Annotated in this window: 24 protein-coding genes and 1 pseudogene; 15 read left to right on the plus strand and 10 right to left on the minus strand. The window is 43.9% G+C overall.

Annotated elements, in window-relative coordinates:
* The 4 genes and pseudogenes from ACUVJL_RS02100 to ACUVJL_RS02115 all read left to right on the plus strand — a co-directional run.
* Positions 1 to 358 (plus strand): annotated as a pseudogene (locus ACUVJL_RS02100) (hypothetical protein); the annotation flags it as partial.
* Between the two features lie 245 nt (positions 359 to 603).
* Positions 604 to 2,286 (plus strand): hypothetical protein, encoded by a 1,683-nt coding sequence (locus tag ACUVJL_RS02105; RefSeq protein WP_445244330.1) that lies wholly within the window; start codon positions 604 to 606, stop codon positions 2,284 to 2,286.
* A 209-nt stretch (positions 2,287 to 2,495) separates the two neighbouring features.
* The gene (locus ACUVJL_RS02110; RefSeq protein WP_445244331.1) at positions 2,496 to 2,825 is read left to right on the plus strand and encodes a DUF6883 domain-containing protein; all 330 of its coding nucleotides are present in this window, start codon (positions 2,496 to 2,498) and stop codon (positions 2,823 to 2,825) included.
* A 2-nt stretch (positions 2,826 to 2,827) separates the two neighbouring features.
* A complete protein-coding gene (locus tag ACUVJL_RS02115; protein WP_445244332.1) occupies positions 2,828 to 3,070 on the plus strand; it encodes a DUF4926 domain-containing protein in 243 nt (80 codons plus the stop codon).
* Positions 3,071 to 3,191: 121 nt separating this feature from the next.
* On the opposite strand, the gene ACUVJL_RS02120 is transcribed toward ACUVJL_RS02115, so the two are convergent.
* On the minus strand, positions 3,192 to 3,527 hold the full coding sequence (locus ACUVJL_RS02120) for a DUF5615 family PIN-like protein (RefSeq protein ID WP_445244333.1): 336 nt from the start codon (positions 3,525 to 3,527) through the stop codon (positions 3,192 to 3,194).
* On the minus strand, positions 3,511 to 3,831 hold the full coding sequence (locus ACUVJL_RS02125; protein ID WP_445244334.1) for a DUF433 domain-containing protein: 321 nt from the start codon (positions 3,829 to 3,831) through the stop codon (positions 3,511 to 3,513). Before ACUVJL_RS02125 ends, ACUVJL_RS02120 begins: the two co-directional genes overlap by 17 nt.
* Positions 3,832 to 4,199: 368 nt before the next feature.
* On the opposite strand from ACUVJL_RS02125, the gene ACUVJL_RS02130 reads away from it, so the two are divergent.
* Together ACUVJL_RS02130 and ACUVJL_RS02135 are read left to right on the plus strand one after the other, a co-directional pair.
* Positions 4,200 to 4,427, plus strand: coding sequence for a CopG family transcriptional regulator (locus ACUVJL_RS02130; protein ID WP_340519537.1), 228 nt, complete (start codon positions 4,200 to 4,202; stop codon positions 4,425 to 4,427).
* Positions 4,414 to 4,710, plus strand: a complete 297-nt coding sequence (locus ACUVJL_RS02135) for a type II toxin-antitoxin system PemK/MazF family toxin (RefSeq protein WP_445244335.1) — start codon at positions 4,414 to 4,416, stop codon at positions 4,708 to 4,710. The genes ACUVJL_RS02130 and ACUVJL_RS02135 overlap by 14 nt, the downstream gene beginning before the upstream one ends.
* A gap of 200 nt (positions 4,711 to 4,910) precedes the next feature.
* Here the strand turns inward: ACUVJL_RS02135 and ACUVJL_RS02140 are convergent, their stop codons facing one another.
* Together ACUVJL_RS02140 and hemC are read right to left on the minus strand one after the other, a co-directional pair.
* Complete coding sequence (locus ACUVJL_RS02140; protein WP_445244336.1) at positions 4,911 to 5,735, minus strand: S1C family serine protease; 825 nt, start codon at positions 5,733 to 5,735, stop codon at positions 4,911 to 4,913.
* A 439-nt stretch (positions 5,736 to 6,174) separates the two neighbouring features.
* Positions 6,175 to 7,146, minus strand: a complete 972-nt coding sequence (gene hemC / locus ACUVJL_RS02145; protein ID WP_445244337.1) for a hydroxymethylbilane synthase — start codon at positions 7,144 to 7,146, stop codon at positions 6,175 to 6,177.
* 672 nt (positions 7,147 to 7,818) lie between these two features.
* Here hemC and ACUVJL_RS02150 point away from each other — a divergent pair.
* On the plus strand, positions 7,819 to 8,274 hold the full coding sequence (locus ACUVJL_RS02150; protein ID WP_445244338.1) for a Panacea domain-containing protein: 456 nt from the start codon (positions 7,819 to 7,821) through the stop codon (positions 8,272 to 8,274).
* A gap of 34 nt (positions 8,275 to 8,308) precedes the next feature.
* Here ACUVJL_RS02150 and ACUVJL_RS02155 read toward each other — a convergent pair whose 3' ends face one another.
* The 4 genes from ACUVJL_RS02155 to ACUVJL_RS02170 form a co-directional block, all read right to left on the minus strand.
* On the minus strand, positions 8,309 to 8,746 hold the full coding sequence (locus ACUVJL_RS02155; protein WP_445244339.1) for a type II toxin-antitoxin system VapC family toxin: 438 nt from the start codon (positions 8,744 to 8,746) through the stop codon (positions 8,309 to 8,311).
* Positions 8,743 to 8,979 (minus strand): type II toxin-antitoxin system Phd/YefM family antitoxin, encoded by a 237-nt coding sequence (locus ACUVJL_RS02160; protein WP_445171848.1) that lies wholly within the window; start codon positions 8,977 to 8,979, stop codon positions 8,743 to 8,745. The genes ACUVJL_RS02155 and ACUVJL_RS02160 overlap by 4 nt, the downstream gene beginning before the upstream one ends.
* A 141-nt stretch (positions 8,980 to 9,120) precedes the next feature.
* A complete protein-coding gene (locus tag ACUVJL_RS02165) occupies positions 9,121 to 10,125 on the minus strand; it encodes a hypothetical protein (RefSeq protein ID WP_445244340.1) in 1,005 nt (334 codons plus the stop codon).
* 145 nt (positions 10,126 to 10,270) lie between these two features.
* Positions 10,271 to 10,831 carry a hypothetical protein gene (locus tag ACUVJL_RS02170; protein WP_445244341.1) on the minus strand — a complete coding sequence of 187 codons (561 nt, stop codon included), beginning with the start codon at positions 10,829 to 10,831 and terminating at the stop codon, positions 10,271 to 10,273.
* Positions 10,832 to 11,021: 190 nt separating this feature from the next.
* Between ACUVJL_RS02170 and ACUVJL_RS02175 the strand changes: the two genes are divergently transcribed.
* On the plus strand, positions 11,022 to 12,107 hold the full coding sequence (locus ACUVJL_RS02175) for a T4 RnlA family RNA ligase (RefSeq protein ID WP_445244342.1): 1,086 nt from the start codon (positions 11,022 to 11,024) through the stop codon (positions 12,105 to 12,107).
* Positions 12,108 to 12,338: 231 nt separating this feature from the next.
* Positions 12,339 to 13,187 carry a phosphatase domain-containing protein gene (locus tag ACUVJL_RS02180; RefSeq protein WP_445244343.1) on the plus strand — a complete coding sequence of 283 codons (849 nt, stop codon included), beginning with the start codon at positions 12,339 to 12,341 and terminating at the stop codon, positions 13,185 to 13,187.
* Positions 13,188 to 13,414: 227 nt separating this feature from the next.
* Here ACUVJL_RS02180 and ACUVJL_RS02185 read toward each other — a convergent pair whose 3' ends face one another.
* A complete protein-coding gene (locus ACUVJL_RS02185) occupies positions 13,415 to 14,950 on the minus strand; it encodes a mercuric reductase (protein WP_445244344.1) in 1,536 nt (511 codons plus the stop codon).
* A 16-nt stretch (positions 14,951 to 14,966) separates the two neighbouring features.
* Complete coding sequence (locus ACUVJL_RS02190; protein ID WP_445244345.1) at positions 14,967 to 15,698, minus strand: TVP38/TMEM64 family protein; 732 nt, start codon at positions 15,696 to 15,698, stop codon at positions 14,967 to 14,969.
* A 100-nt stretch (positions 15,699 to 15,798) separates the two neighbouring features.
* Here ACUVJL_RS02190 and ACUVJL_RS02195 point away from each other — a divergent pair, with 100 nt between their 5' ends.
* The 6 genes from ACUVJL_RS02195 to ACUVJL_RS02220 all read left to right on the plus strand — a co-directional run bounded on the left by ACUVJL_RS02195 (position 15,799) and on the right by ACUVJL_RS02220 (position 20,790).
* Positions 15,799 to 16,827: an isochorismatase gene (locus tag ACUVJL_RS02195; protein WP_445244346.1), complete on the plus strand. Its 1,029-nt coding sequence runs from the start codon at positions 15,799 to 15,801 to the stop codon at positions 16,825 to 16,827.
* 93 nt (positions 16,828 to 16,920) lie between these two features.
* Entirely contained in the window at positions 16,921 to 17,118 is a 198-nt protein-coding gene (locus tag ACUVJL_RS02200; RefSeq protein ID WP_445244347.1) for a hypothetical protein, read from the plus strand.
* 55 nt (positions 17,119 to 17,173) lie between these two features.
* Positions 17,174 to 17,662 (plus strand): hypothetical protein, encoded by a 489-nt coding sequence (locus ACUVJL_RS02205; RefSeq protein WP_445244348.1) that lies wholly within the window; start codon positions 17,174 to 17,176, stop codon positions 17,660 to 17,662.
* Between the two features lie 48 nt (positions 17,663 to 17,710).
* Complete coding sequence (locus ACUVJL_RS02210; protein WP_445244349.1) at positions 17,711 to 19,315, plus strand: GMC family oxidoreductase; 1,605 nt, start codon at positions 17,711 to 17,713, stop codon at positions 19,313 to 19,315.
* 83 nt (positions 19,316 to 19,398) lie between these two features.
* Positions 19,399 to 20,124, plus strand: a complete 726-nt coding sequence (locus ACUVJL_RS02215; protein WP_445244350.1) for a glutathione S-transferase family protein — start codon at positions 19,399 to 19,401, stop codon at positions 20,122 to 20,124.
* A 183-nt stretch (positions 20,125 to 20,307) separates the two neighbouring features.
* The gene (locus tag ACUVJL_RS02220) at positions 20,308 to 20,790 is read left to right on the plus strand and encodes a hypothetical protein (RefSeq protein WP_445244351.1); all 483 of its coding nucleotides are present in this window, start codon (positions 20,308 to 20,310) and stop codon (positions 20,788 to 20,790) included.
* Positions 20,791 to 21,069: the final 279 nt, after the last annotated feature.

The following is a 21,069-nucleotide window of genomic DNA, read 5'->3' on the forward strand; positions in this document are numbered from 1 at the left end:
TTACGACGCAGTGACGCGGCGGGGAATGAGCGGCGGGCCTGTTTTTGATGTTAGCGGCCGAGTGATTGGAATTCACGGACAGGGAGATACAGTTGGTCGAGTGCAAAATGAGGCTGGGGGAAGGCAAGAAGAAGTAAAAACGGGGTTTAATTCAGCGATTCCGATTAATACATTTGTGGGGATGATGTCGCAGGTGGGGATGGAGAAATCTGCTTTGAAGGTGGATGAGAAACCTGCGGAAAATGCGGATGCGGAAGAGGTAAAACCTGGGGAAGCGCAGGGTTGGTTTGGAGATTTTGCTCAAGAGGTATTTAAGGATGTGATTCAGAGGGGAATTCGGAGAATTTTGCCGTTTTAGAGTTGTAGGGGCGGGTTCACCGATCAATTTTGCTACCCACCGATAATCTTAATAAACCCGCCCCCACCCAACCAATAACCCCCGAATAACTATTCGCGCCTCACCGTTAAATTCTATTAATTCTCGATATATGGGTGGGGTGGGGGCGGGTTTACATAATTTTTGGATGGGTGTCAAATATCTAGGCGAACCCACCCCTACAGGGTTAATGAGAAGATGATTTAGTCATTAAGTTGAGGTAAATTATGCGTCGTATTCGTATTTTTGCTCTGGGTATTGTCAGCTTTTTTGCAGTTTTAATGAGTGCTTTGCTGGCTCCTGGTACGATTGTCAATCGGGCTTTATCGGCTGCACTTTGTACGGTTTTTAGTTTTAATTCTACTATTTGCACGGTGAATTTAGTTAAGTCTTCGGATCTGGTGGTGGCGGCGACTCCGCCTGCTGTGGAAAGGAATATTTCGGATTGGTTGGTGCAGCGAGCTCCGGGGGAGTTTGATGATGCACCGAGTGTTCCGCCTGGGAGTAATCCGCAAGCGCCGCCGTTTCCTCAAGATCCGGGACCGAATCAGCCGGTGCGTCCTGATTTTGATAATCCGGGTTCGGGTCAACCGCAAAGTAGACCTCAAGTTGATCAACCTAATCCAAGTCAACCCATTCAACCCGAACTCGATAATAACTCTTTAGCAGGTATATGGCTTTACAGTATTTATGTGCCATCATCAAATGGTCAAACTTTTCTACCAGCTTACAATAATTATGTTGAGATAACTCAAAATAGTGATGAATATATTTTTTATAACTGCGAATTAAATGAATGTAGCCGACTTCAAGGTATTCGTAATAATTTTGCTCCAAGTCAACCTAAAAAATATTCGATCAAACAAAGCTATGATAACCTAGATATTGAAATATTAGAAAGTATAAATGGTGAAATCTTCTGGGGGGAAGTCAGGGAAACTACCAGTAATGAATCACTATACTTCAAGATGGAAAGGCAAATTCCTTTGGTTTCTATGTATCCTATATTATTGGCATCAGTTGGCGGCACAGGTGGTATTAGTCCAGGCGGAGGAGGTGATTATAACCCTGGTTCTAGGCCAAACTTAAATACACCTACACCTACACCTCAACCTTCTACTAGCTCCGGGCAACCTAGTCCTGGAGTGGATCGATTTGTTTCTACAACTTCAAAGGTTGAGTCGGTTAAAGAAGTAAAACCAATTGACTTAGATATGGCAAAACAGAGATTGAGAAGCCAACCTAAAATTCTTGAAGCGATTAAAGAATGGATGAAGAAAAATTTGGGATTCTGTAGCTCTCTATCTCCAGAACCATCAAGCAGAGAATTTTTAGCTTTTTCTAATCTCCAAAGTACAGTTTCATTAAATCTGCCACAATCTAGTTTAATCGCATCATGTATTCCTGTAAGGAACCTGGGAAGGCTTGCATTAAGAGGTGCAGGTATTGTAGCTTTAGCTACTGCTATTGGAACTACCTTAGCTGTGGCTGATTGGTGTATAAACAATCCTGAAGGCTGTAAGCTACTAGCAACAAACCCAGGAGCTACAGCACGCGCTATAGGTGGGCAAATAAATCCCTCAAGTGGTAGCGCTCCCGTCGTTACCAGCTTCACTTGTAATGGTGGAAAAACCTGCACGTTAGGATGGGGGTCAACGGCTCAGCTAATGTTTACCTATGAAGATAAAGATGGTAATGCCAGCAGTTGGGAAGTATCTGGTTATACTGTAGGAACTACTGTTGGAAAAGGAACAATCTCACCACCCAATGGTAGTGGCACGATTAACTCTAAAGTAAAATGTGTTGGAAGTGGAAGTGGGGGGCCGAAGGATGCTTCAAACTCTGTGAGTGTAACTGATGTAACTGGTTTGAAAAGCAACAGTTTGTCTGTAACGGTTAAGTGCAATTGAATAAAATCTGTAGGGGCGGGTTCACCGATCAATTTTGCCACTCACCGATAATCTTGATAAACCCGCCCCCACCCAACCGATAACCCCGAACGACCATTCCCACCTCACCGTTAAATTCAATAAATAATCTTTGTAATTACCAATTCAGGTCTTGCTAAAAATAATATATAATTTTTAGTCGCTCGTACTAATATTACAAAATTAAGTAAATGAAACTACCTAATGATACCATTATTGCTGAAGCAAAAATAACTCAGTATTTGCTCAAGTTCTTAGTAGAAGATGATAAATCTTTATTTCTTGCACGAGCCAATTACACCCTAGACAACTGGCAACAACTAGAACAAGACTTAAAAGAACAAATTTTGCCTCTGGATGCAACACCAACCGAACAAACGCGCTATGGTAATAAGTATGAAATTCGCGGCACGTTAACTGGTCCTAACGGAACAAGCCTGTCAGTAGTAACTATTTGGATGACTGAGTTTCCCTCGCAAAAAACCAAGTTTATCACCCTATATCCCAATAAGGAGGTATAAAAATGAAATTTCCCTTGTTTAAAAGAGTAGCATTACGAACAGATGTACCCAACTACAAACTCTGTCGAGGAGATATTGCCACTATTGTTGAGCATCATCCCCACCCCGATGAGGATGGCTACAGTCTCGAAGTTTTTAATGCTTTAGGTGAAACTATAGCTGTAATTACCTTAGCTGAGTCGGAAATTGAACCGTTGATGTCTAATGAAGTTTTGCGTGTCAGGACTTTGACTGAGGCTGCATAAATCAATATCTAATACTCATCGCTTTTTTATGAGAGGTGCGATCGCTTTTTTGTGTGGAAGGGCGATCGATCTTTTTTGGGAGAAAGGGGATCACTCTTTTTTTGAAGGGCGATCGTTAGTCTTAAATAAACTCCACACGCCCTGTCAGATCGTCCAACTCAAGATACTCCCAAATCATTACCAAACTTCTCAAAATTTCTCCAATCGATCGACTATTTTTATGACAGTAAATAATCCCATTATGAGGTAATCCAGCTTGATTTATCCTTAAAAAATCTGCATCTTGAGTAAAAATTACTCTCCCTTCCGCCATCGCAAATTCTACATGAAGTTCATCAGGCTTTCCCAATAAACCTGCTTCCGTTGTAGTCGTCACATTAATCTCATACCTTCGCAGGCCGATCGCAATGGCATTACTTACATTTTCATCTAAGTGAAAGTTAATACTTCTTGACATTTAGGCTTTTTAATTTTTGCTGAAGGATAGACGGATTTTGGGCTTGCAACTCGCGGACAAAGGTTTCATCTGCTCTAATTTGTGTCCTAATTTCTTCACGATGATCGTGATAATAAGTCAAAGCCGCATAAACATCAGCTAGAGTAATTGAAGGATAATGGTAAATAATCTCCTCTGGTGACATTCCCATTTCCTCATGCCAAATTACCACATCTTGTACCTTAATTCTATGTCCAGTAATGCAAGGTTGCCCACCGCAAAAACCGGGATTAATTGTAATATGTTCAGAAATTATGCTTACCATAAATTAGCCTTTGAGTCAGTTTTATTAGTTCATCCGATCGGTAGATTTTACCCGTTGATAATCAGATTAATAATCAGAGAACTAGATATTTATTTTACCTGACACAAACTAGACTGTCAAGCGAGTCGTGGGGAATGCGATCGCCCCTACAGATATGATGGGGCGATCTTTTTTTATAAGGGAAAGGGCGATCGATCTTTTGCGTGGAAGAGCGATCGTCCTTTTTCCATCCACGTTTATCTGCGGTAACAAATTACGATCGCCCTTTCCCAAAAAACAGGCGATCGCTCAGTCAATAGTAAAATTTACTTGACTCGATCGCCCGTGCTATAATCTAAAAATAATCTTTGTAATTACCAATTGCTAAGATGACCCAAGCTGAACAAATATCGATTTCTTTACCGCGATCGCTAGCACAGTTTATTGAAAGCTACAAAATTGCCAAGGGATGTGAATCTGACTCCCAAGTAATAGAAGTAGCACTGAAGTTATTGAGGCGTTTAGAACTAGAGTCGGCCTACCGAGAAGCATCTCTAGAAAATGACCCGGATTGGGACGCGACAGTTGCAGATGGACTGACAGATGAAACGTGGTGAAATTTACTATGCAAACCTAAGCCCTGCGGTGGGTTCCGAGATGGATAAACGCCGTCCCATATTAATAGTCAGCAATGATGCTAATAACCGTGCTGCAAATACAGTCCCGATTTTACCGATTACGTCGAATGTTACTCGCATTTATCCTTTTGAGGTATTGCTAAATCCAGAGGATAGTGGTTTGTCCAAACATTCAAAAGTGCAAGCACAGCAAGTGCGGACAATTTCTAAACAGCGAATCAACAGTGACGTAGTAGGAAGTATAACTGAGGAAATCATGTAGTTGATAGATGCTGCTATTAAATTGCATTTAGACTTGGATTAAGGGCGATATATCTGCGCTCGAAAATAGCGAGAGCTCTTTCGCAAAAAACAGGCAATCTTTCTTATCCCATCTGCGTTTATCTGCGGTAAAAAAAGAACGATCGCCCTTATTTCGATCGAGGGCGATCGCCCGAATCACATATTACCGACAACTCCCGACTAATTCTGAGAATCCTCCTCAAAAGTTTCTTCAAATCCCGCTAAAAAATCATCCAAAGCTTCAGAGGCGATCGCCAAATTAATATTATCAGCATCTTCCCATCCCCACGTATTCACCCCAACCACTTGACCGGCCATATTAATCAGCGGCCCGCCGGAATTTCCCGGATTAATCGCCGCATCAGTTTGCAACACCTTCACCTCACCAACATCATCATCTTCCTCGCCTTCTTCATACTCTTCTGGTTCGCGAATTGCACTAATAATACCTTGAGTTACAGTTGAAGCAAACTGCCCCAAAGGATTGCCCACAGCAATTACTCTATCTCCCAGTTTCACATCAAAAGACAACTCTAGGGGAGGATATTCCTGGGGAGATGCCACTTGTTCCCCTGTTTCCGGGTTGAAGGTTAAATCGCTAATTAAGAGCAAAGCTAAATCTTCTTCAGCATTACCAGTAAACACGACTTCTGCCAATCTCAATTTTCCGTCGTGAGTTTCCACTAAAACCTCTTCGATTTCATCTTCTTCATAGAAGTAATCTTCATCGGCAATATCTTCGACAACGTGATAGTTCGTAACAATTATGTCCGGCGATACAAAGAAGCCACTCCCTGAAGAAATCTCTTCTTGTGTATCCCAATCCATAACGTAAACTGAAACTACGGACGGCAAGACTTGCTCGACTACATCCGAAAAATTTCCTGCCTGACTTTTAAACTCTTTCAATTGCTGCTGCAAAGCTTTTTGGTCTGCCTGCATTTTGCGATAAAGTTGCTGAACTTTTTTCACTTCCAGCTTTATTTGAGTTTCTCTAACGCTCATATTTTGCCTTTCCCTGAAATAAATTGCTGATTAATTTCTGATGTTTGATGGTAGATTTTGGATGGTATATTGAAAATTATAGGACTTACGAAAAAAACTTGATTTCTGCGAGCAATCTTGGTTCCTAAATCGAATCCTCCACCCGTGCGGAGCGTCCTAAATTAGTCAGAATTTTTTGAAACCGAGGGTCAATTTATGCTCTAATAGGACTTACGCTCTTGAACCCGGAATCAGCGAAAATCCTTGCTTTGACGACGAGATATAGAACAAACCGGGTTTCTGAGGTCGGGTGCGTAAGTCCCATCAAAAATCCCATCAAAAATCTACAAACATACTGCTAGTGTACCTGTGAAAGCAAAAGCGAACCGCCTGTTATTTTTATTTTACAAAAGGCGATATATCGCGTCTAAAAGCATTGACAAATAGATGCCGCTCGGGTTTAGGAACCGCGCTGAACTTGGACAAATATTTCCTCCAAAATTTCACTAGCTCCCTGTTGGCGGAGGCGGTGAGCGAGGTCAATTCCCAGCAGTTCAGCAGTCTCGGCGGCGCCGGAAACAGTATCTTTGACGAATCGCTGGCCGTCGAGACTCGATACCATTCCGGTTAAGGTTAATTGACCGTTTTCTATTTTGGTATTGACGCCGATCGGCACTTGACAGCCGCCTTCTAATTCCCGCAGAAATGCGCGTTCAGCATAACATCTTTGGGCGGTTTCCGAGTGTTCGAGAGCTTTAATCACTGCCATGATTTCTGTATCTCCGGCGCGGCATTCGATGCCCAAAGCACCTTGTCCGACGGCGTGAAGGGAGATTTCAGCAGGGATAATTTGGTGGATGCGATCGCCCATTCCCAATCTTTCCAATCCCGCAACTGCTAAAATAATCGCGTCGTAACCGCCCTCATCTAATTTAGCGAGTCGAGTATTGAGATTGCCGCGAATATCTTTAAATTCAAAATGAGGGAAATGGTGCCGCAGTTGAGCCAGCCTGCGCAGGGAAGAAGTACCGATTACTGCACCTTCTGGGAGGGTGTCGAGTTGCTTGTCTTTGTGCTTAGAGTGAACTACCAAGGCGTCAGCGGGATTTTCCCGTTCGGTGACGCATCCTAAAATTAAACCTTCGGGTAAATTGGTAGGCAAATCTTTGAGGGAATGAACGGCAAAGTCCGTTTCATTGTTAATCATTCCCGTTTCTAATTCTTTGGTAAAAAGTCCTTTATCGCCAATTTTAGCGAGGGCGACATCAAGAATTATGTCCCCTTGGGTGGACATGGTGTGGACTTCAAAAGTGTGTTCCGGGAAGTGTTTCTCTAGCTGTTCTTGCACCCAGTGGGTTTGCACGAGAGCGAGTTGGCTTTTGCGGGAACCAATGCGAACGGTTCGGGAGGGGGCAGATGTGGTTGGGGACATAAGATCGATCGGAGGATAGCTTGAAATCAGCCAATATATTCACCTGATCTAGCGTACCGCAGGTGGGGACTTTAATTGCTGGTTGGGATAATTCGGGCAATAAAATAGAAATACCAGATTTTGACCGCCCGTTTGAAAAAAGGATGCAACTGAGATATTGCACCATTCTCAATTACTTGTTTAGGAACAGGCAAGATGCCTGTTCCACAAGAAAACTCATTCTTTGTGGAACGGGCATCTTGCCCGTTCTTGACAATGGTGCAACATCTCAGATGCAACGGTAGGCAAGCTCCAAACCTTTACATAATAAGCCATTGCCAATCTAAAACCTAAAATCTAAAATCTAAAATTGTATGACCGCCAGTAGCAGTCAGCCTTGATGATGTTTCCCATCCAGCATTCGGCGTCCCTTGCACTCTCTTGCGATCGACATTCCGAAGCAAAGGCTGCCGGCGATGTAAGATTTACCTAGGGTCGAGCCGGATGAACCTGGTTTGCCTGAGCAGTTAGCTCAACAGCACCGAGAAAGAATTAGCTCAAAGGTTGCGGGATTGGGGAGAGAAATGTAGTTGCGAGGGGAAAAGAGCGATCGTACTTGCGATCGTACTTCTAAAGCCACCAAATAGCTTAGCATCAAAAGTGAATTTGTCAAATTACTAAAATCCTAAAACTATGAAAAGTGCTCTTGACGTAGCTCGTTACTTTTTATGCCGTGTCGATCGAGAAGCCGGCGATACCATTTCTCCTCTGAAACTGCAAAAGCTCGTGTATTATGCACAAGCTTGGAGTTTGGTCTTTAGAAGCCGCCCGCTATTTGATCAAGATATTGAAGCTTGGGTTTCTGGTCCAGTTGTCCGCGATGTTTGGAATGAATACAAAACTTACAAATATAGCGATATTCCAGCTCCCGATAATTTTGAAAAAGAATTTGAGGAAGATGAACTCGAAGTCCTCGAAGAAGTTTGGAATGCTTATGGAGAATTAAGTGCTAAACATTTGGTCGAGTTAACGCACTCAGAGATGCCTTGGTTAAACGCCCGCAAGGGATTAGAACCTGCGGAAACATCAACCAAAATCATCTCCCGCGAAGATATGAAATCCTGCTATGCACCTTTGGTGGAGGCATAAGTGCAGCTTCCTTGACAAAAGGTTGATCGACCTTTTAGCCCTCAGCTACGGCAATCAATAACTGAACTTCAATTCCTAAAGTCCGAGCACTGCGAGCCAAAGCCTCATCGCCAGTCACCAAAAGCAACTGATTAGAACTTGCTACTGCTAAATGCAGTGCATCTAAGGTACGCAACGGTACTTCAAAGCCGCTAATCCAATCGCGAGCTAAATTGTAATGAATTGGCTCTAAGGGGATGCGAGTATAAAAATTTTCATCCAAGTCAGTTTGAAAATCGAGTCCTATTTGTCTTGCCTCTTCAGGAGAAATTTCCCTCATTCGCAATTTGCGGGCAACTGCTGAAAACAGTTCCACCTCAACTAATTGACTTAGTGCAGGTGTGTCTTCAATCCTCAGCAATTCATCAACAGCATCGCTGAGAGCTTCTGGTAAATAGAAGGGGACAAGAACGCTGGTATCTATATAAATCAATACCGTGCTTCCTCCCTTAGCCTAATGACTGTTGCACTCATGGGCTCGCCCTTGACATTAATGGAGTTTCGGAATGCTTTACGCCTAGCTAACCGCTGTTCCTTGGATAGCGGCGGAACTATGCGAGCTACTACTTGGCCGGACTGTAGGATTGTCACTTCTTCTCCTTTGGCTACCTTTTCCAAGATAGCTTGCAGACTCTGCTTGGCTTCTTCAACACTAATCGCAGGCATCTCATTAGTTTTTTAGGTACTTTTTAATTGTACAGCAACGGGATATTTAATGCGAAAAAAATCGATTCCCTACCCGGCCCGAAGGCACGCGGGTTCGGGATAGCTTCGCTCGCGCGTACCTTTTCCCTTTCTCCCCCAAATTTAACGTTGCCCTGCTTGAAGTGCAGAATTTGCTATCTGGACAACTTCTTGCTGCCGTCCGTTTTTCCTTGTGATTCGGTACAGCACCCCCAGCCTTTGCCACTCAACAAAAGCAGTGCAGTAAGCACCGCAATTATTGAAATAAATACCCCTGAACCCGTTCGCCAATTCAATGCTTCTGTAAGTATCCTGTGGTAATTGCGAAGGAGGCGAAAACGGTTCATTTCTTTTAGCTTCGATTGTGCCAAAATAACAGGATCCCGCGCGGCATTCTTTGCCTAAATACATTCCCACAATGTAACCGTGGGAACCTGCTTGCACATCAAAATCAACTTGCTGAATGTCAGATAAAGGAAGTCTACTCGGAAGAAAAACAGGCACTCGCGTTTTACCTTTGATTTGCCTAAAGATGTTACTCGCAGGAAAACTACTGTTAGCTTGCTTTTCACCTGAATTATCGGGAATTGGGGGAAACTTTTGCACAAAATCCCTCCACTGCAAAACTCTATTATTAACAATGTTCAGAGTTGGAATCGAATATGTTTCTATCGCAAGAGAAGGGCCGCCGTTTTTCAGGTTGAAGTTGCGGCGAATGACTGAAATTTCCGGTTGCCCTAACCCGTAAGTAGCAGCTATGGACTGGGCGAGATTGCAGCTAATTTTGAAGCGTCCCACCTCAATATTGCCATTTTCCGCTTCATAAGACCAATCGTACCCCTCAGAAGCCCGATCGCGATCGCACAAAAAATGAGAAATCTCAAACATCTTGGCAATATGAACATCGTACAACCGCAACTTACCGCCGTTGGCAGATTTTGCAGTATTGCGATCGGGTACAATAAATTGTATCGGCTGCCAGCTATCTTCAGGGGAAAAATTAAACCACCGGATTTCTGTAATTGAGAGTTCTGTCCTTGCTAACGCTGAGTTTTGTGTCAAAAGTGCGATCGTAAAAGCAATCACCACACCAGCAAAAATCGCCGCAAATAGCCATCTTCCCCTCATCCTGATTTCCCCCTAAGTAGGTCAGCGCAAAAAAACCATAGCATCTTGTAAGAGGCGAGTGCGAGTTAAGATATATCATACAATAACGGTAAGGTACACACCGAGCACCCTACAGATAGAAGTTGTGGAGCCCCGACTACAAAACTTAACGCTTCCCAGCTTTAATAGCAGAATTTGCTATTAAAATTAAATCAGATTCCCGTCCGTTCTTAATTGCTACGGTATACATAAAACCCCGACTTTTCCACTCTAGAGTTGCTGTGCAGTAAGCCCCGCAACCATTGTGAAAAACTCCTTGCACTCGGTCAGCCAGTTGAACATTTTTTAAAGTCTTAGTTACCCCTTCTAATTTGCTAGAAAACTCACCGCCTTTCTGACCTCGAATTTCCCCAAAAGAGCAAGCTCCCGCACCTCGGCAATCTGGTGTATACTCCATAGAAATAGTATAGCTGTCCGTTTTCGCTTCGCTTTGATAGTAAAGCTTGTCCGGAATAGGAAGCCGGCTGGGGAGGAAAATGGGTACTTGTGTTTTGCCTTTTAACTTTTTCAAAATTTGACTTACCGGAACAGCCGTACCCGCTACAGCAACAGATTTGGTTTCCGGCGGTCGCTGCGACAATTCGGACGCACCAAAAACTCGCGATACAGGTACTAAAACAGTCAATACACAGGCCGAAGTCGCCAAAAGTAATAATTTATTGTTCACTGTTTTTTGCCTTGATGTCTAAACAGTCCAGTTTTTCGGTAAAGCGCATTCACCTATTTACAACGATACTCCAAAATACAAAGCTCACAATAGGCATTCAGAAAAAAAGCAAGTTTATTTTTTTTTACAAATTAACTAAAATATGCAGTTACCGATAAAATAGAAAAGGCGACAAATTTAGGAAGAGAACGTGGAACTGCAAGATTATTTACGCCAGCACGGATTGGAAACCTTGTCCGAAACTTATCATATCAAAGTTACCCGCCACCGCCAATATCCCGATCTAGTCTGTCTGAAATACTCGCAGATAGAATCTCCCCTGGGCGAAAAAATAGTCCAGCAGTGCCGAGGCATTATTTTAGATTCATCTCACGATTGGCAGATAGTTTCTTATCCCTACGACAAATTTTTTAATTACGGAGAAATTCACGCCGCTGCAATTGATTGGAGTCATGCCAAAGTTTATGAAAAACTAGACGGTTCTCTGATTGTACTGTATTTTTACAAGGGAGAATGGAGAGTGCAATCTAGCGGCACTCCCGACGCTGCCGGCGAAGTTAACGGTTTTGGATTCAGCTTTGGCGAACTTTTTTGGAAAGTCTGGCAAGAATTGGGATATCAATTGCCGGAAGAAACCGACCAGTGTTTTATCTTTGAATTGATCACGCCTTACAATAGAATAGTTGTCCAGCCCAAAAACAATCAAATCGTGCTGCACGGGGTTCGCAACACTCAAACGCTGCTAGAAACCGACCCGAGTATTTGGGCAAATAAATACGGATGGGAATTGGTCGCATCCTATCCTTTAACTAGCTGGAAAGAAGTTATCGAAGCGGCTCAACATTTAGATCCGATGGATTCGGAAGGGTATATTATCTGCGACACTAACTTCAACAGAGTTAAAGTTAAGTCTCCGCAATATGTGGCGATTTCCCATCTGCGCGAAGGGTTTTCGACCCGCCGCCTGATAGAAATTGTTTTAACTAATGAAGGAGAAGAGTTTTTAGCTTATTTTCCTGAGTGGAGTGAGTTGTATCAACAAGTTAAGGACAAATATCAATCTTTGGTTGAAGAAATCGAGGAAGCTTACCGACAGCACGAACATATCGAAGTTCAGAAAGATTTTGCATTAGCTGTGAAACATTTGCCGTATTCCGGGATTTTGTTTTCTTTGCGGGCCCGAAGAGTTGCGGGAGTGAAAGAAGCTCTCCGTGATGTTAATATCTATAAAATAGAGGAGCTATTGCGTTTAGATTACATCCATCTAGGTTTATAGTAACGACTACAGTCGTTTCTGGAATGAGGAATTTAGTCCTCACTACGAACGAAGATTAACATTATATTTTAGCTAACCGCAGAAAGAAATGCACCTAATTAAACCTAAGATACAGCTAAAAAGTTTGCTATAGGAGCATTCTTCCTTCTTTCTTCTTCCTGACATCCGTTACATCCGTTACATCCGTTACATCCGTTACAGAATCCGTTGCCGAACTTCCTTCTAATTACCATGAAAAGAGTTATTGTACTTGTCGGTTTACCCGCTTCGGGAAAATCTCAATTTGCTAGGGAATTGCTGCTGTCTGAACCTGGAAAGTGGGTGCGTAGCAATAAAGATTTGCTCAGAGAAATGGCTCACGCTTCTCATTGGTCGCCGGCCCATGAAAAGTTTATTGTGCAGTTGAGAGATACGATTATTTTGATGGCTTTGGAAAGCGGCAAGCACGTCATTGTTGATGATACTAATTTCGGACCTCACATCGAGCATATCAAACAGTTGGTTAAAGGTAAAGCCATTGTCGAAGTTAATGATTCTTTCCTGCAAGTTCCGGTTGAAGAATGTATTAAACGGGATTTGAAAAGGCTTAATTCGGTGGGTAAAGAGGTGATCATAAAGATGTACAATAAATACGTGCGGGTTCCCGTTGGGCCACCGGAATATAACCCGGATTTGCCGGATGCAATTATTGTTGATATGGACGGTACGCTGGCACTTCTCAACGGCAGAAATCCTTTTGACGCTTCGATGTGCGATCGCGATTTGCCCAATCCGCCAGTTTTAGATACCGTTCGCAAGTGGCAATCCAGCGCCCATATTATTGTAGTGTCGGGCCGAACAGATGACTGTCAGCCTCAAACTGAAAAATGGTTGCAGCAGTATCAGGTCAATTATGCCGCTCTTTATCTGCGGAAAACCGGAGATATGAGGAAGGATGCGATTATGAAGGAAGAGTTGTATCGGCAGCATATGGAAGGGAAATATAACATTAAATTTGTTTTGGACGATCGCCAGCAAGTGGTTGATATGTGGAGACGCTTGGGATTAACGGTATTCCAAGTAGATGAAGGGGATTTTTAAGACAGGGTTTGTTGGCGCGGGCGATCTCCCAACTCCTAATACTACAATCAAAGTAACCCGGAATAGCTCTAATTCATCTGCGTTAATCTGTGTTAATCTGCCCTCATCTGCGGTTAAAAAAAGAAAACTTATTAACCGCAGATGAAAAGGGATTCACGCTGATTCACGCAGATTAAGAGAAGAGAGATAGGAATAATTCCGATGCTAACAGATTTGATATTATTTACTTATCGCCTCCAAGCCAGCCAGCGGTTAAACAAATTTTTCACAAACGGCGTCAAACGAGTGCGATTGTAAGCATCTCCTGCTTTCCGAATTGCCTCAGCTTGTGTCGGATACGGGTGAATTGTGCTAGCAATCTTTCCCAAACCAATATTGTTAACCATTGCCAAAGTAATCTGGCCGATCATATCCCCAGCGTGTCGCGCTACAATAGTTGCACCTAATATTTTATCGCTGCCTTTTTTGACGTGAATTTTCACAAATCCTTCCTCTTCGCCGTCAATAATTGCCCGATCGACTTTATCGAAAGGAATCAAAAACGTATCGATATCAATCCCTGCGGCTTGCAACTCGCGATCGCCCAATCCGACGCGCGCAATTTCCGGGTCCGTGTAAGTACACCAAGGTATCGTCAAAGCGCTGAGTTTTTTGCGCCCGAAAAATAGAGTGTTTTGAATCACTATCCTCGCGGCAAAATCAGCAGCGTGAGTAAATTTATGTTTCATGCAAATATCGCCTGCGGCATAAATGCGGGGATTAGTAGTTTGCAAGTTGTCGTTGACAAAAACGCCAGCTTGTGTATCGTATTCGACACCGACAGCCTCCAGATTCAATCCTTCCACGTTGGGCGATCGCCCTGTACTCACAATAATTTCATCTACTGTTACCGATGCTTCCTTACCTTGAGATTTATAATAAATTACTTTGCCTGCATTTGTTTTCTCAACGCGCTCTATTTGGGATTCTAGTATTAGTTGAATTTCTTCGCGTACAAAAGCCTGCTGCACGATTTTAGCAGCATCCGCATCTTCCTTGTCTAAAATCTGAGCATTTTTGTGCAGCAATACGACTTCCGAACCCAGCCGCCGAAAGGCTTGAGCCAATTCGCAGCCGATCGGCCCTGCGCCAATTACTGCCAAACGCTGAGGTCTTTCTGTGAGGTTAAATACAGTTTCATTTGTCAGATATCCAGCTTCCTGCAAGCCGGGAATTTGTGGTTGTAGCGCCCTTGCACCTGTGGCAATTACTGCTTTTTTAAAGCGGAGAGTTTGACCTGCAACTTCTATGGTAGAATTGCTAGTAAAACGACCAGAACCTAAGAAAACATCTACTCCTAATTTGTGCTGGTAGCGTTGAACAGAATCAACATCGCTGATTCCCGCCCTGATGCGGCGCATCCGTTCCATCACAGCGGCAAAATCCACTTCTGCACCGTCAGAAACATGAACGCCAAATTTACTGGCATTCCAGATCTCGCCGACAGTGCGGGACGATCGAATTAAAGCTTTTGACGGCACGCAACCGACATTCAAACAGTCGCCGCCCATTAAATGTTTTTCAATTAAAGCAACTTTCGCGCCCAAACCTGCGGCACCTGCAGCCACAATTAATCCGGCGGGTCCGGCGCCAATTACTACTAAATTATAAGAACTAGCCGGTTGCGGATTTACCCAATCTGGCGGATGCAAATAGGAGACTAATTTCTGGTTGTGTTCGTCCATCGGGGGGACAGTTACGCGATCGACTTTTGAGTGCGACATGGGCAAATCCTGCTAATTAAATACTTTCATCCAAAGCCTTGCGGGCAATCCGAGTGATATAGACAGTAACAGCGACCGTAGCACTAAAACTGATGATATTAATCAACCATTTTGCAGCTTCTGCTTGCGGATTGATAGGCTGATTAATCGTACATATCGCAGTAATATCCCCCACCAAAGAACCCGAGTAAACATACAAGATTGTTGCCGGAATCATGCCGAAGGAACCTAGCACATAATCTTTTAAAGAAACCTGAGTAATCCCTAAAGCGTAATTTAATAAATTAAACGGAAGTAAAGGACAAAGACGAGTCAAAAAAACTATTTTTAATCCTTCTTGGGAAACTGCGCGATCGAGAGCTTTAAACTTAGGATAAGCTTCCATATATTTTACCACGCGATCGCGCGACAAGTATCGCCCGATCAGAAAAGCAAACGTAGCACCTAAACTTGCCGCGACAAACACGTAAATCGAACCCCACCACAAACCAAAAATCACCCCGCCTCCCAGAGTCAACACAGAACCAGGTATAAATAGTACAGTAGCTAGGTTGTAGGTGACAATAAAAGCTACTGGGCCCCAAGCGCCTAGATACTCGATCTGCATTAAGACATTTCTTAAAAAATCTTGAACATAAAAAGACCTAATTGCTAGAATTAAGATAGCAACTAATGCGGAGAGCGAAAAAAGCAATAATATTCGTTTAAAACTTCCCCTAGCAAAATCTCGAATTTGTTTGATTGGCATGACTCACCCGCAAATAGCTCTCAGCATTATACTACTCTTCAATCTCAAATTTCAAATCTCAAATCTCAAATCTGATAACTAACCCCAAAATAAATCACCCATGACAGCAAAAACCCAACTCCCCACCCCCGACTATTTCGACACCAAAAAAGTAAGCAAAGTCTGGCGAGTTCCCTACCAAGAACGCGCCGCTGAAGCTAAAGAATGGGCGGAAGAATACAGCATCCAGCCCGCCACCAGCGACACAAATCAGATTTGTTTGCTGATAATCGATGCCCAAAATACCTTTTGCTTGCCCGAATTTGAACTATTTGTGGGCGGGCGTTCCGGTAGCGGTGCTGTCGATGACAACCTGCGGCTGTGCGAATTTATCTACCGCAATTTAAACGCAATTACAACCATTGCGCCGACAATGGACACCCACACTGCCATGCAAATTTTTCATCCAATCTTTTGGATAAATGAAGCTGGCGAACACCCCCTCCCAGCCGCCACATCAATTACTTTAGAAGACGTGCAGCAAGGCATCTGGAAAGTCAATCCAGCCGTCGCCCACAGCATCGCTAATGGTAACTATTCGGCACTGCAAAAACACGCACTCCACTACGTGAAGAAACTCAGCGAAGATGGCAAATATCCCCTGACAATTTGGCCGTATCACTCAATGCTGGGCGGCATCGGACACGCCCTGGTTTCCGCCGTGGAAGAAGCAATATTTTTTCACAGCATCGCCCGCAACAGCCAAGCACTTTTTGAAATCAAAGGCGGGAATCCGCTAACAGAAAACTATTCTGTTTTGCGGCCGGAAGTCTTAGACGGACCCGATGGCAATTCTATTGCTCACAAAAATGCTTCTTTTATTGATAAGTTGCTAGGTTTTGATGCGATAATTATTGCTGGACAAGCGAAAAGTCACTGCGTTGCTTGGACGATTGATGATTTGCTGACTGAAATTTTAGCGCGAGATAGGAAGTTAGCTAAGAAGGTTTATTTACTGGAAGATTGCACTTCGCCTGTGGTTGTTCCGGGTGTTGTTGATTTTACGGAACAAGCAGATGCAGCTTTTCAAAGATTTGCGGCGGCGGGAATGAATGTGGTTAAATCTACTCAGTTAATTCTTGACGATTAAAGACGCATCTAAATTAGACCTCTTGCAAAAATAAATAGGACGGGCTCTTCGGCCCATCCCACAAGAAAAAATAACTCTTGTGGGATGGGCATCTTGCCCGTCCCATCAATTGATGAAAAGGATTTTTGCCAGAGGTCTATTGAATACAGAGACGGGCAGGATGCCCGTCCCACAATAATTGTAGAAAAATTGACTGTCAAATTAGATGCACAACAGCTTACACTATTCACCAGAGGCGGTAAGTTTTGTTGGCTTGGTAGTCTGCTGCGATCGCATTTAACTGATTACTGATGATATCATATCCGCTAAATCACTTACTATAGAAGTGTAATCAAGGAGTTTCCCGATGATTGAAAGCGAAATTTATAGTGTTGTTCTTTTTCGGGAGGCGAGTGTGCCAGCAATTTCAAAACTATCGGTGGCGATCGCAACGACTCTTCTGAGCACAGTTGTAACTGCAACCCAAGCCTACGCAGTTCCCGTAACCTACGATTTCACCCTCACTGTTACTAAAGGCGGGTTAGCGGGCAATACATTCAACGGTTCTTTCAGCTACGATGATGCCAAATTGAAGGGAAGGGGAGTGGAAGAATTGGGAATTACTGAGGGATTAACGGCCTGCATAAATTACCTGGGACGCACTTATCGCGAAACCGATGATACCAGTTATCCTACCTTTCCCACACTCAGATTTGAGGATGGCAAGATTACACAACTAAACTTTTGGATTCAGCAGAATAAGCGAGTTAATTGGTGGAATTTACCAGGATGGGAAGTCAAGCTGTCTGAACCTCGAATGAGTGATTCAACTGTTCCCAATTGTCAAAAACGCTGAGGCGTGGCCAAGCTGCGATCGACAACAAAAGCATAGGAAGAAAATATCATGACTCAATACGATTACATTGTGATTGGTGCAGGTTCGGCAGGTTGTGTTGTTGCCAATCGTCTGACAGAAGATCCTGAAACCACCGTGTTGTTGATCGAAGCGGGTAATCCGGCTACTAAACCAGAAATTCAAGTTCCTGTAAGCTGGATCGGCTTACTGGGAACTGAAGTGGACTGGGCATATTTCACAGAACCAGAACCGTATCTCCATGGACGCAAAATATTTCAGCCGCGCGGAAAAGTTGTCGGTGGCAGCAGTTCGATCAATGCCATGGTCTACATTCGCGGAAATCGGCTGGATTTCGATAGTTGGCAAGCATTAGGCAATCCCGGCTGGAGTTATGAGGATGTCTTGCCCTACTTCAAGAAATCAGAAAATCAGCAGCGAGGCGCGTCCGAATTTCACGGTGTTGATGGATTCTTGAGCGTTACCGATCCGATCGCAACTGCCGTCACCTCACAGCGATTTATCGAAGCAGCAGCGCACATCGGCTATGCTATCAACCCCGATTTCAACGGCGCACAACAAGAAGGTGCAGGACTGTATCAATTAACTATCAAAGATGGGAAGCGACACAGTGCAGCAGCAGCATTTCTAGTGCCAATTCTCGATCGCCCTAATTTAACCGTGCAAACTGGTGCCCTAGTCACTCGCCTATTATTTGAAGGAACGCGCACGGTTGGGTTAGAGTATCTGCTTGAAGGAACGCTGCATCAAGTTTATGTCGATCGGGAAGTAATTCTGTCAGCGGGTGCCTTCGACTCACCTAAACTGCTGATGTTGTCTGGAATTGGCAATGCAGAATACTTGCGATCACTCAATATTCCCGTCGTTGCTGATTTAGCCGGTGTGGGTCAGAACCTTCAAGATCACGTCGCTGTTCCAGTGACACATCAAGCCACTCAAGATTTGCAACCCGCCCTAACCAGCAATATCGCAGAAGCTGGAATGTTTTTGCATACTGAAGGTAATTTAGATGCTGCGCCAGATTTACAGTGTTCCTCAGGCCCAGTGCTGTGGGTTCCTCCTGGCTATCCAAACCAAGGGCCGGGATTTACCAGCATAGCCTGTTTGAATCATTCCCAGAGTCGCGGTAGCGTCACCCTGCGTTCGATCGATCCCACAGACTCACCTTGCATTCGGATGAACTATCTCGAGAATGAGTCCGATGTGCAAAAGTTGGTGCTAGGCGTGAGAATCATTCGTGAGTTGTTCGGCACCGATTTATTCGATGAGTTCCGAGGCGAAGAAGTGGCTCCCGGTGCCGATGTAACTAGCGATGAAGGACTCCAAGCTTATGTTCGGAAAGTGGCAGATACGAACTTTCATGCTGTGGGAACGTGCAAGATGGGCACCGATCCAATGGCCGTAGTAGATTCTCAATTGCGGGTACATGGCATTGAGGGATTGCGTGTCGTGGATGCCTCGATTATGCCAAGGATTACTACAGGAAATACGAATGCACCCACCATCATGATTGGTGAAAAGGCAGCCGATTTGATTAAAGCCGCAGGGCGTGTTACAAAGGGACAACCCAGGGCGATTAGCGCAGAGTACAACTCCGAAGCAACCGCACTTATTAGCGCGATCGCTCATCATTAGTTGAAGTTAGCACGACGACTAGCAGGCGCATCCTTATCGGATTGAAGCATATATCATCGAGCAACGTAAACCAGGTCTTGAAAATGATTACCTTGTACACAGCACCATCCTTTGAGGAACTACCGAGCCTCAGCCCACCCTGTCTAGAGCTTGAAACTTGGCTCCGCATGGCAAAGCTGCCCTACAAAAAGGTGATTATTACAGCACAAAGTTTTGAGCTTGCTCCCAAGGGTAAAATTCCCTTCATCGACTATCAGGGAAACTCGATCGGTGATGTTTTTCTAATCATTGAGATGTTCAAGCAAACAGAAGGAATTGATCTCGATGCTAGTTTAACTCCCGTTGAGCGAGCTACCTCTCTAGCCTTCGGCCGCACGATCAAAGAAAACACCTACTGGGGAGGCGTGGAGACTCGCTTTGGCATAGAAGAAAACTGGTCACACTATCGCTCATTGGTTGCACGGGCGCTTTTCCCTGAAGCGACGCTAGACGTATCAAAACCGTTTGCCGAAGAGTTTCGTAAAACGATTATCTCTCAGATGCAAGCTCAGGGAATCGGTCGTCACAGTCATGAAGAAATCAGTCAGATAATCAGCGCTGATTTTCAAGCCCTTTCGGACTTTCTGGCAGACAAACCGTTTTTTATGGGAGATAAACCCACCACATTAGATGCAACTGCCTACGGTTACATTGGTAATTTCCTGCTGCCACGCTACCAAGGTGCGATTGTTGATGATCTGCTTGGGCGATCGAATCTTTGCGAGCACTCTGAACGAATGAATCAACTGTTTTTTAGTAACTGCTCATGAAACCAATCAATCGCTGTTTAGTTTCGGCTCAGTTTCATGAGCTAATCCCGTTGATTCAAAGTTTAATTGATTCAGTCCGGGACGCATAACGGTTTAACAAGGCTTTGAGATTGCTTCGCACAGATCGCAATGAAATAATTACATTGTCTGTGCATAAGTCCTCTAATTAATGGAGTTACTCGGATGATTCATCACCTTTCTATTTCTGCTCAAAACCCTCAGCACGTTGCCCAAGTTCTAGCTGAAATTCTACAAGGACAACCGACACCCCATCCTTTTAATCCAGGCGGCTATATCATTTTTCCATTTGATGAATATGGTACAGAAATTGAAGTTTATCCTTTGGGAACTGAGATAGTACCGGGTGATAGTGAGGAACTACGTGCGTACATTCAAAATACGGCTGCTTCTCAATCTACAGCAACTCATGCGATGTTGTCTGTCCCTATTAACGTTGAACAAATTGAGCAAATAGCGGCTCGTGAAGATTGGCTTGTACAACGCACTAGCTTCGGCTTTGATTTCATGATGCTTTGGGTGGAAAACAGATTGTTGATAGAGTTACTAACTCCAGAGATGACTGCTCAATACATGGCATTTACCCAACGAGAAAATTTGAGAAACTATTTTGTTTTCCCGGATAGCCCGGATGCACCCAAAAGTTGACAGGTTGCACTCCAAACCAAGCACCCTTAAACATGAGGGTGCGCTTAACTATCCCATTTATCTCGAGCTATCCAGGGAGTTATTCTGATGATTCACCACATTTTAATTGCCGCTCAAAAGCCGCTTGGCTGGCGTCCTGGCATAAATTGGGAACGGTAATTCACGCATCGCGATCGCATTGGAACGATCGAGAAATAGAGGAATCCGGGGCAGCCGAAATTCACCTCTATGGATCGCGAATTAAATAACTTACAATTTTAATTGTTATTGTGGGATGGG

It is taken from the genome of Microcoleus sp. OTE_8_concoct_300, assembly GCF_031383065.1.
In the GTDB taxonomy this organism is placed as follows: Bacteria; Cyanobacteriota; Cyanobacteriia; order Cyanobacteriales; family Microcoleaceae; genus Microcoleus.

Bases quoted from the DNA above. Each gene is read 5' to 3' on its own strand.
- ACUVJL_RS02105 (WP_445244330.1), top strand. From the start codon at position 604: ATGCGTCGTATTCGTATTTTTGCTCTGGGTATTGTCAGCTTTTTTGCA.
- ACUVJL_RS02110 (WP_445244331.1), top strand. From the start codon at position 2,496: ATGAAACTACCTAATGATACCATTATTGCTGAAGCAAAAATAACTCAG.
- ACUVJL_RS02115 (WP_445244332.1), top strand. From the start codon at position 2,828: ATGAAATTTCCCTTGTTTAAAAGAGTAGCATTACGAACAGATGTACCC.
- ACUVJL_RS02120 (WP_445244333.1), bottom strand. From the start codon at position 3,527: ATGTCAAGAAGTATTAACTTTCACTTAGATGAAAATGTAAGTAATGCC.
- ACUVJL_RS02125 (WP_445244334.1), bottom strand. From the start codon at position 3,831: ATGGTAAGCATAATTTCTGAACATATTACAATTAATCCCGGTTTTTGC.
- ACUVJL_RS02130 (WP_340519537.1), top strand. From the start codon at position 4,200: ATGACCCAAGCTGAACAAATATCGATTTCTTTACCGCGATCGCTAGCA.
- ACUVJL_RS02135 (WP_445244335.1), top strand. From the start codon at position 4,414: ATGAAACGTGGTGAAATTTACTATGCAAACCTAAGCCCTGCGGTGGGT.
- ACUVJL_RS02140 (WP_445244336.1), bottom strand. From the start codon at position 5,735: ATGAGCGTTAGAGAAACTCAAATAAAGCTGGAAGTGAAAAAAGTTCAG.
- hemC (WP_445244337.1), bottom strand. From the start codon at position 7,146: ATGTCCCCAACCACATCTGCCCCCTCCCGAACCGTTCGCATTGGTTCC.
- ACUVJL_RS02150 (WP_445244338.1), top strand. From the start codon at position 7,819: ATGAAAAGTGCTCTTGACGTAGCTCGTTACTTTTTATGCCGTGTCGAT.
- ACUVJL_RS02160 (WP_445171848.1), bottom strand. From the start codon at position 8,979: ATGCCTGCGATTAGTGTTGAAGAAGCCAAGCAGAGTCTGCAAGCTATC.
- ACUVJL_RS02165 (WP_445244340.1), bottom strand. From the start codon at position 10,125: ATGAGGGGAAGATGGCTATTTGCGGCGATTTTTGCTGGTGTGGTGATT.
- ACUVJL_RS02180 (WP_445244343.1), top strand. From the start codon at position 12,339: ATGAAAAGAGTTATTGTACTTGTCGGTTTACCCGCTTCGGGAAAATCT.
- ACUVJL_RS02185 (WP_445244344.1), bottom strand. From the start codon at position 14,950: ATGTCGCACTCAAAAGTCGATCGCGTAACTGTCCCCCCGATGGACGAA.
- ACUVJL_RS02190 (WP_445244345.1), bottom strand. From the start codon at position 15,698: ATGCCAATCAAACAAATTCGAGATTTTGCTAGGGGAAGTTTTAAACGA.
- ACUVJL_RS02195 (WP_445244346.1), top strand. From the start codon at position 15,799: ATGACAGCAAAAACCCAACTCCCCACCCCCGACTATTTCGACACCAAA.
- ACUVJL_RS02205 (WP_445244348.1), top strand. From the start codon at position 17,174: ATGATTGAAAGCGAAATTTATAGTGTTGTTCTTTTTCGGGAGGCGAGT.
- ACUVJL_RS02210 (WP_445244349.1), top strand. From the start codon at position 17,711: ATGACTCAATACGATTACATTGTGATTGGTGCAGGTTCGGCAGGTTGT.
- ACUVJL_RS02215 (WP_445244350.1), top strand. From the start codon at position 19,399: ATGATTACCTTGTACACAGCACCATCCTTTGAGGAACTACCGAGCCTC.
- ACUVJL_RS02220 (WP_445244351.1), top strand. From the start codon at position 20,308: ATGATTCATCACCTTTCTATTTCTGCTCAAAACCCTCAGCACGTTGCC.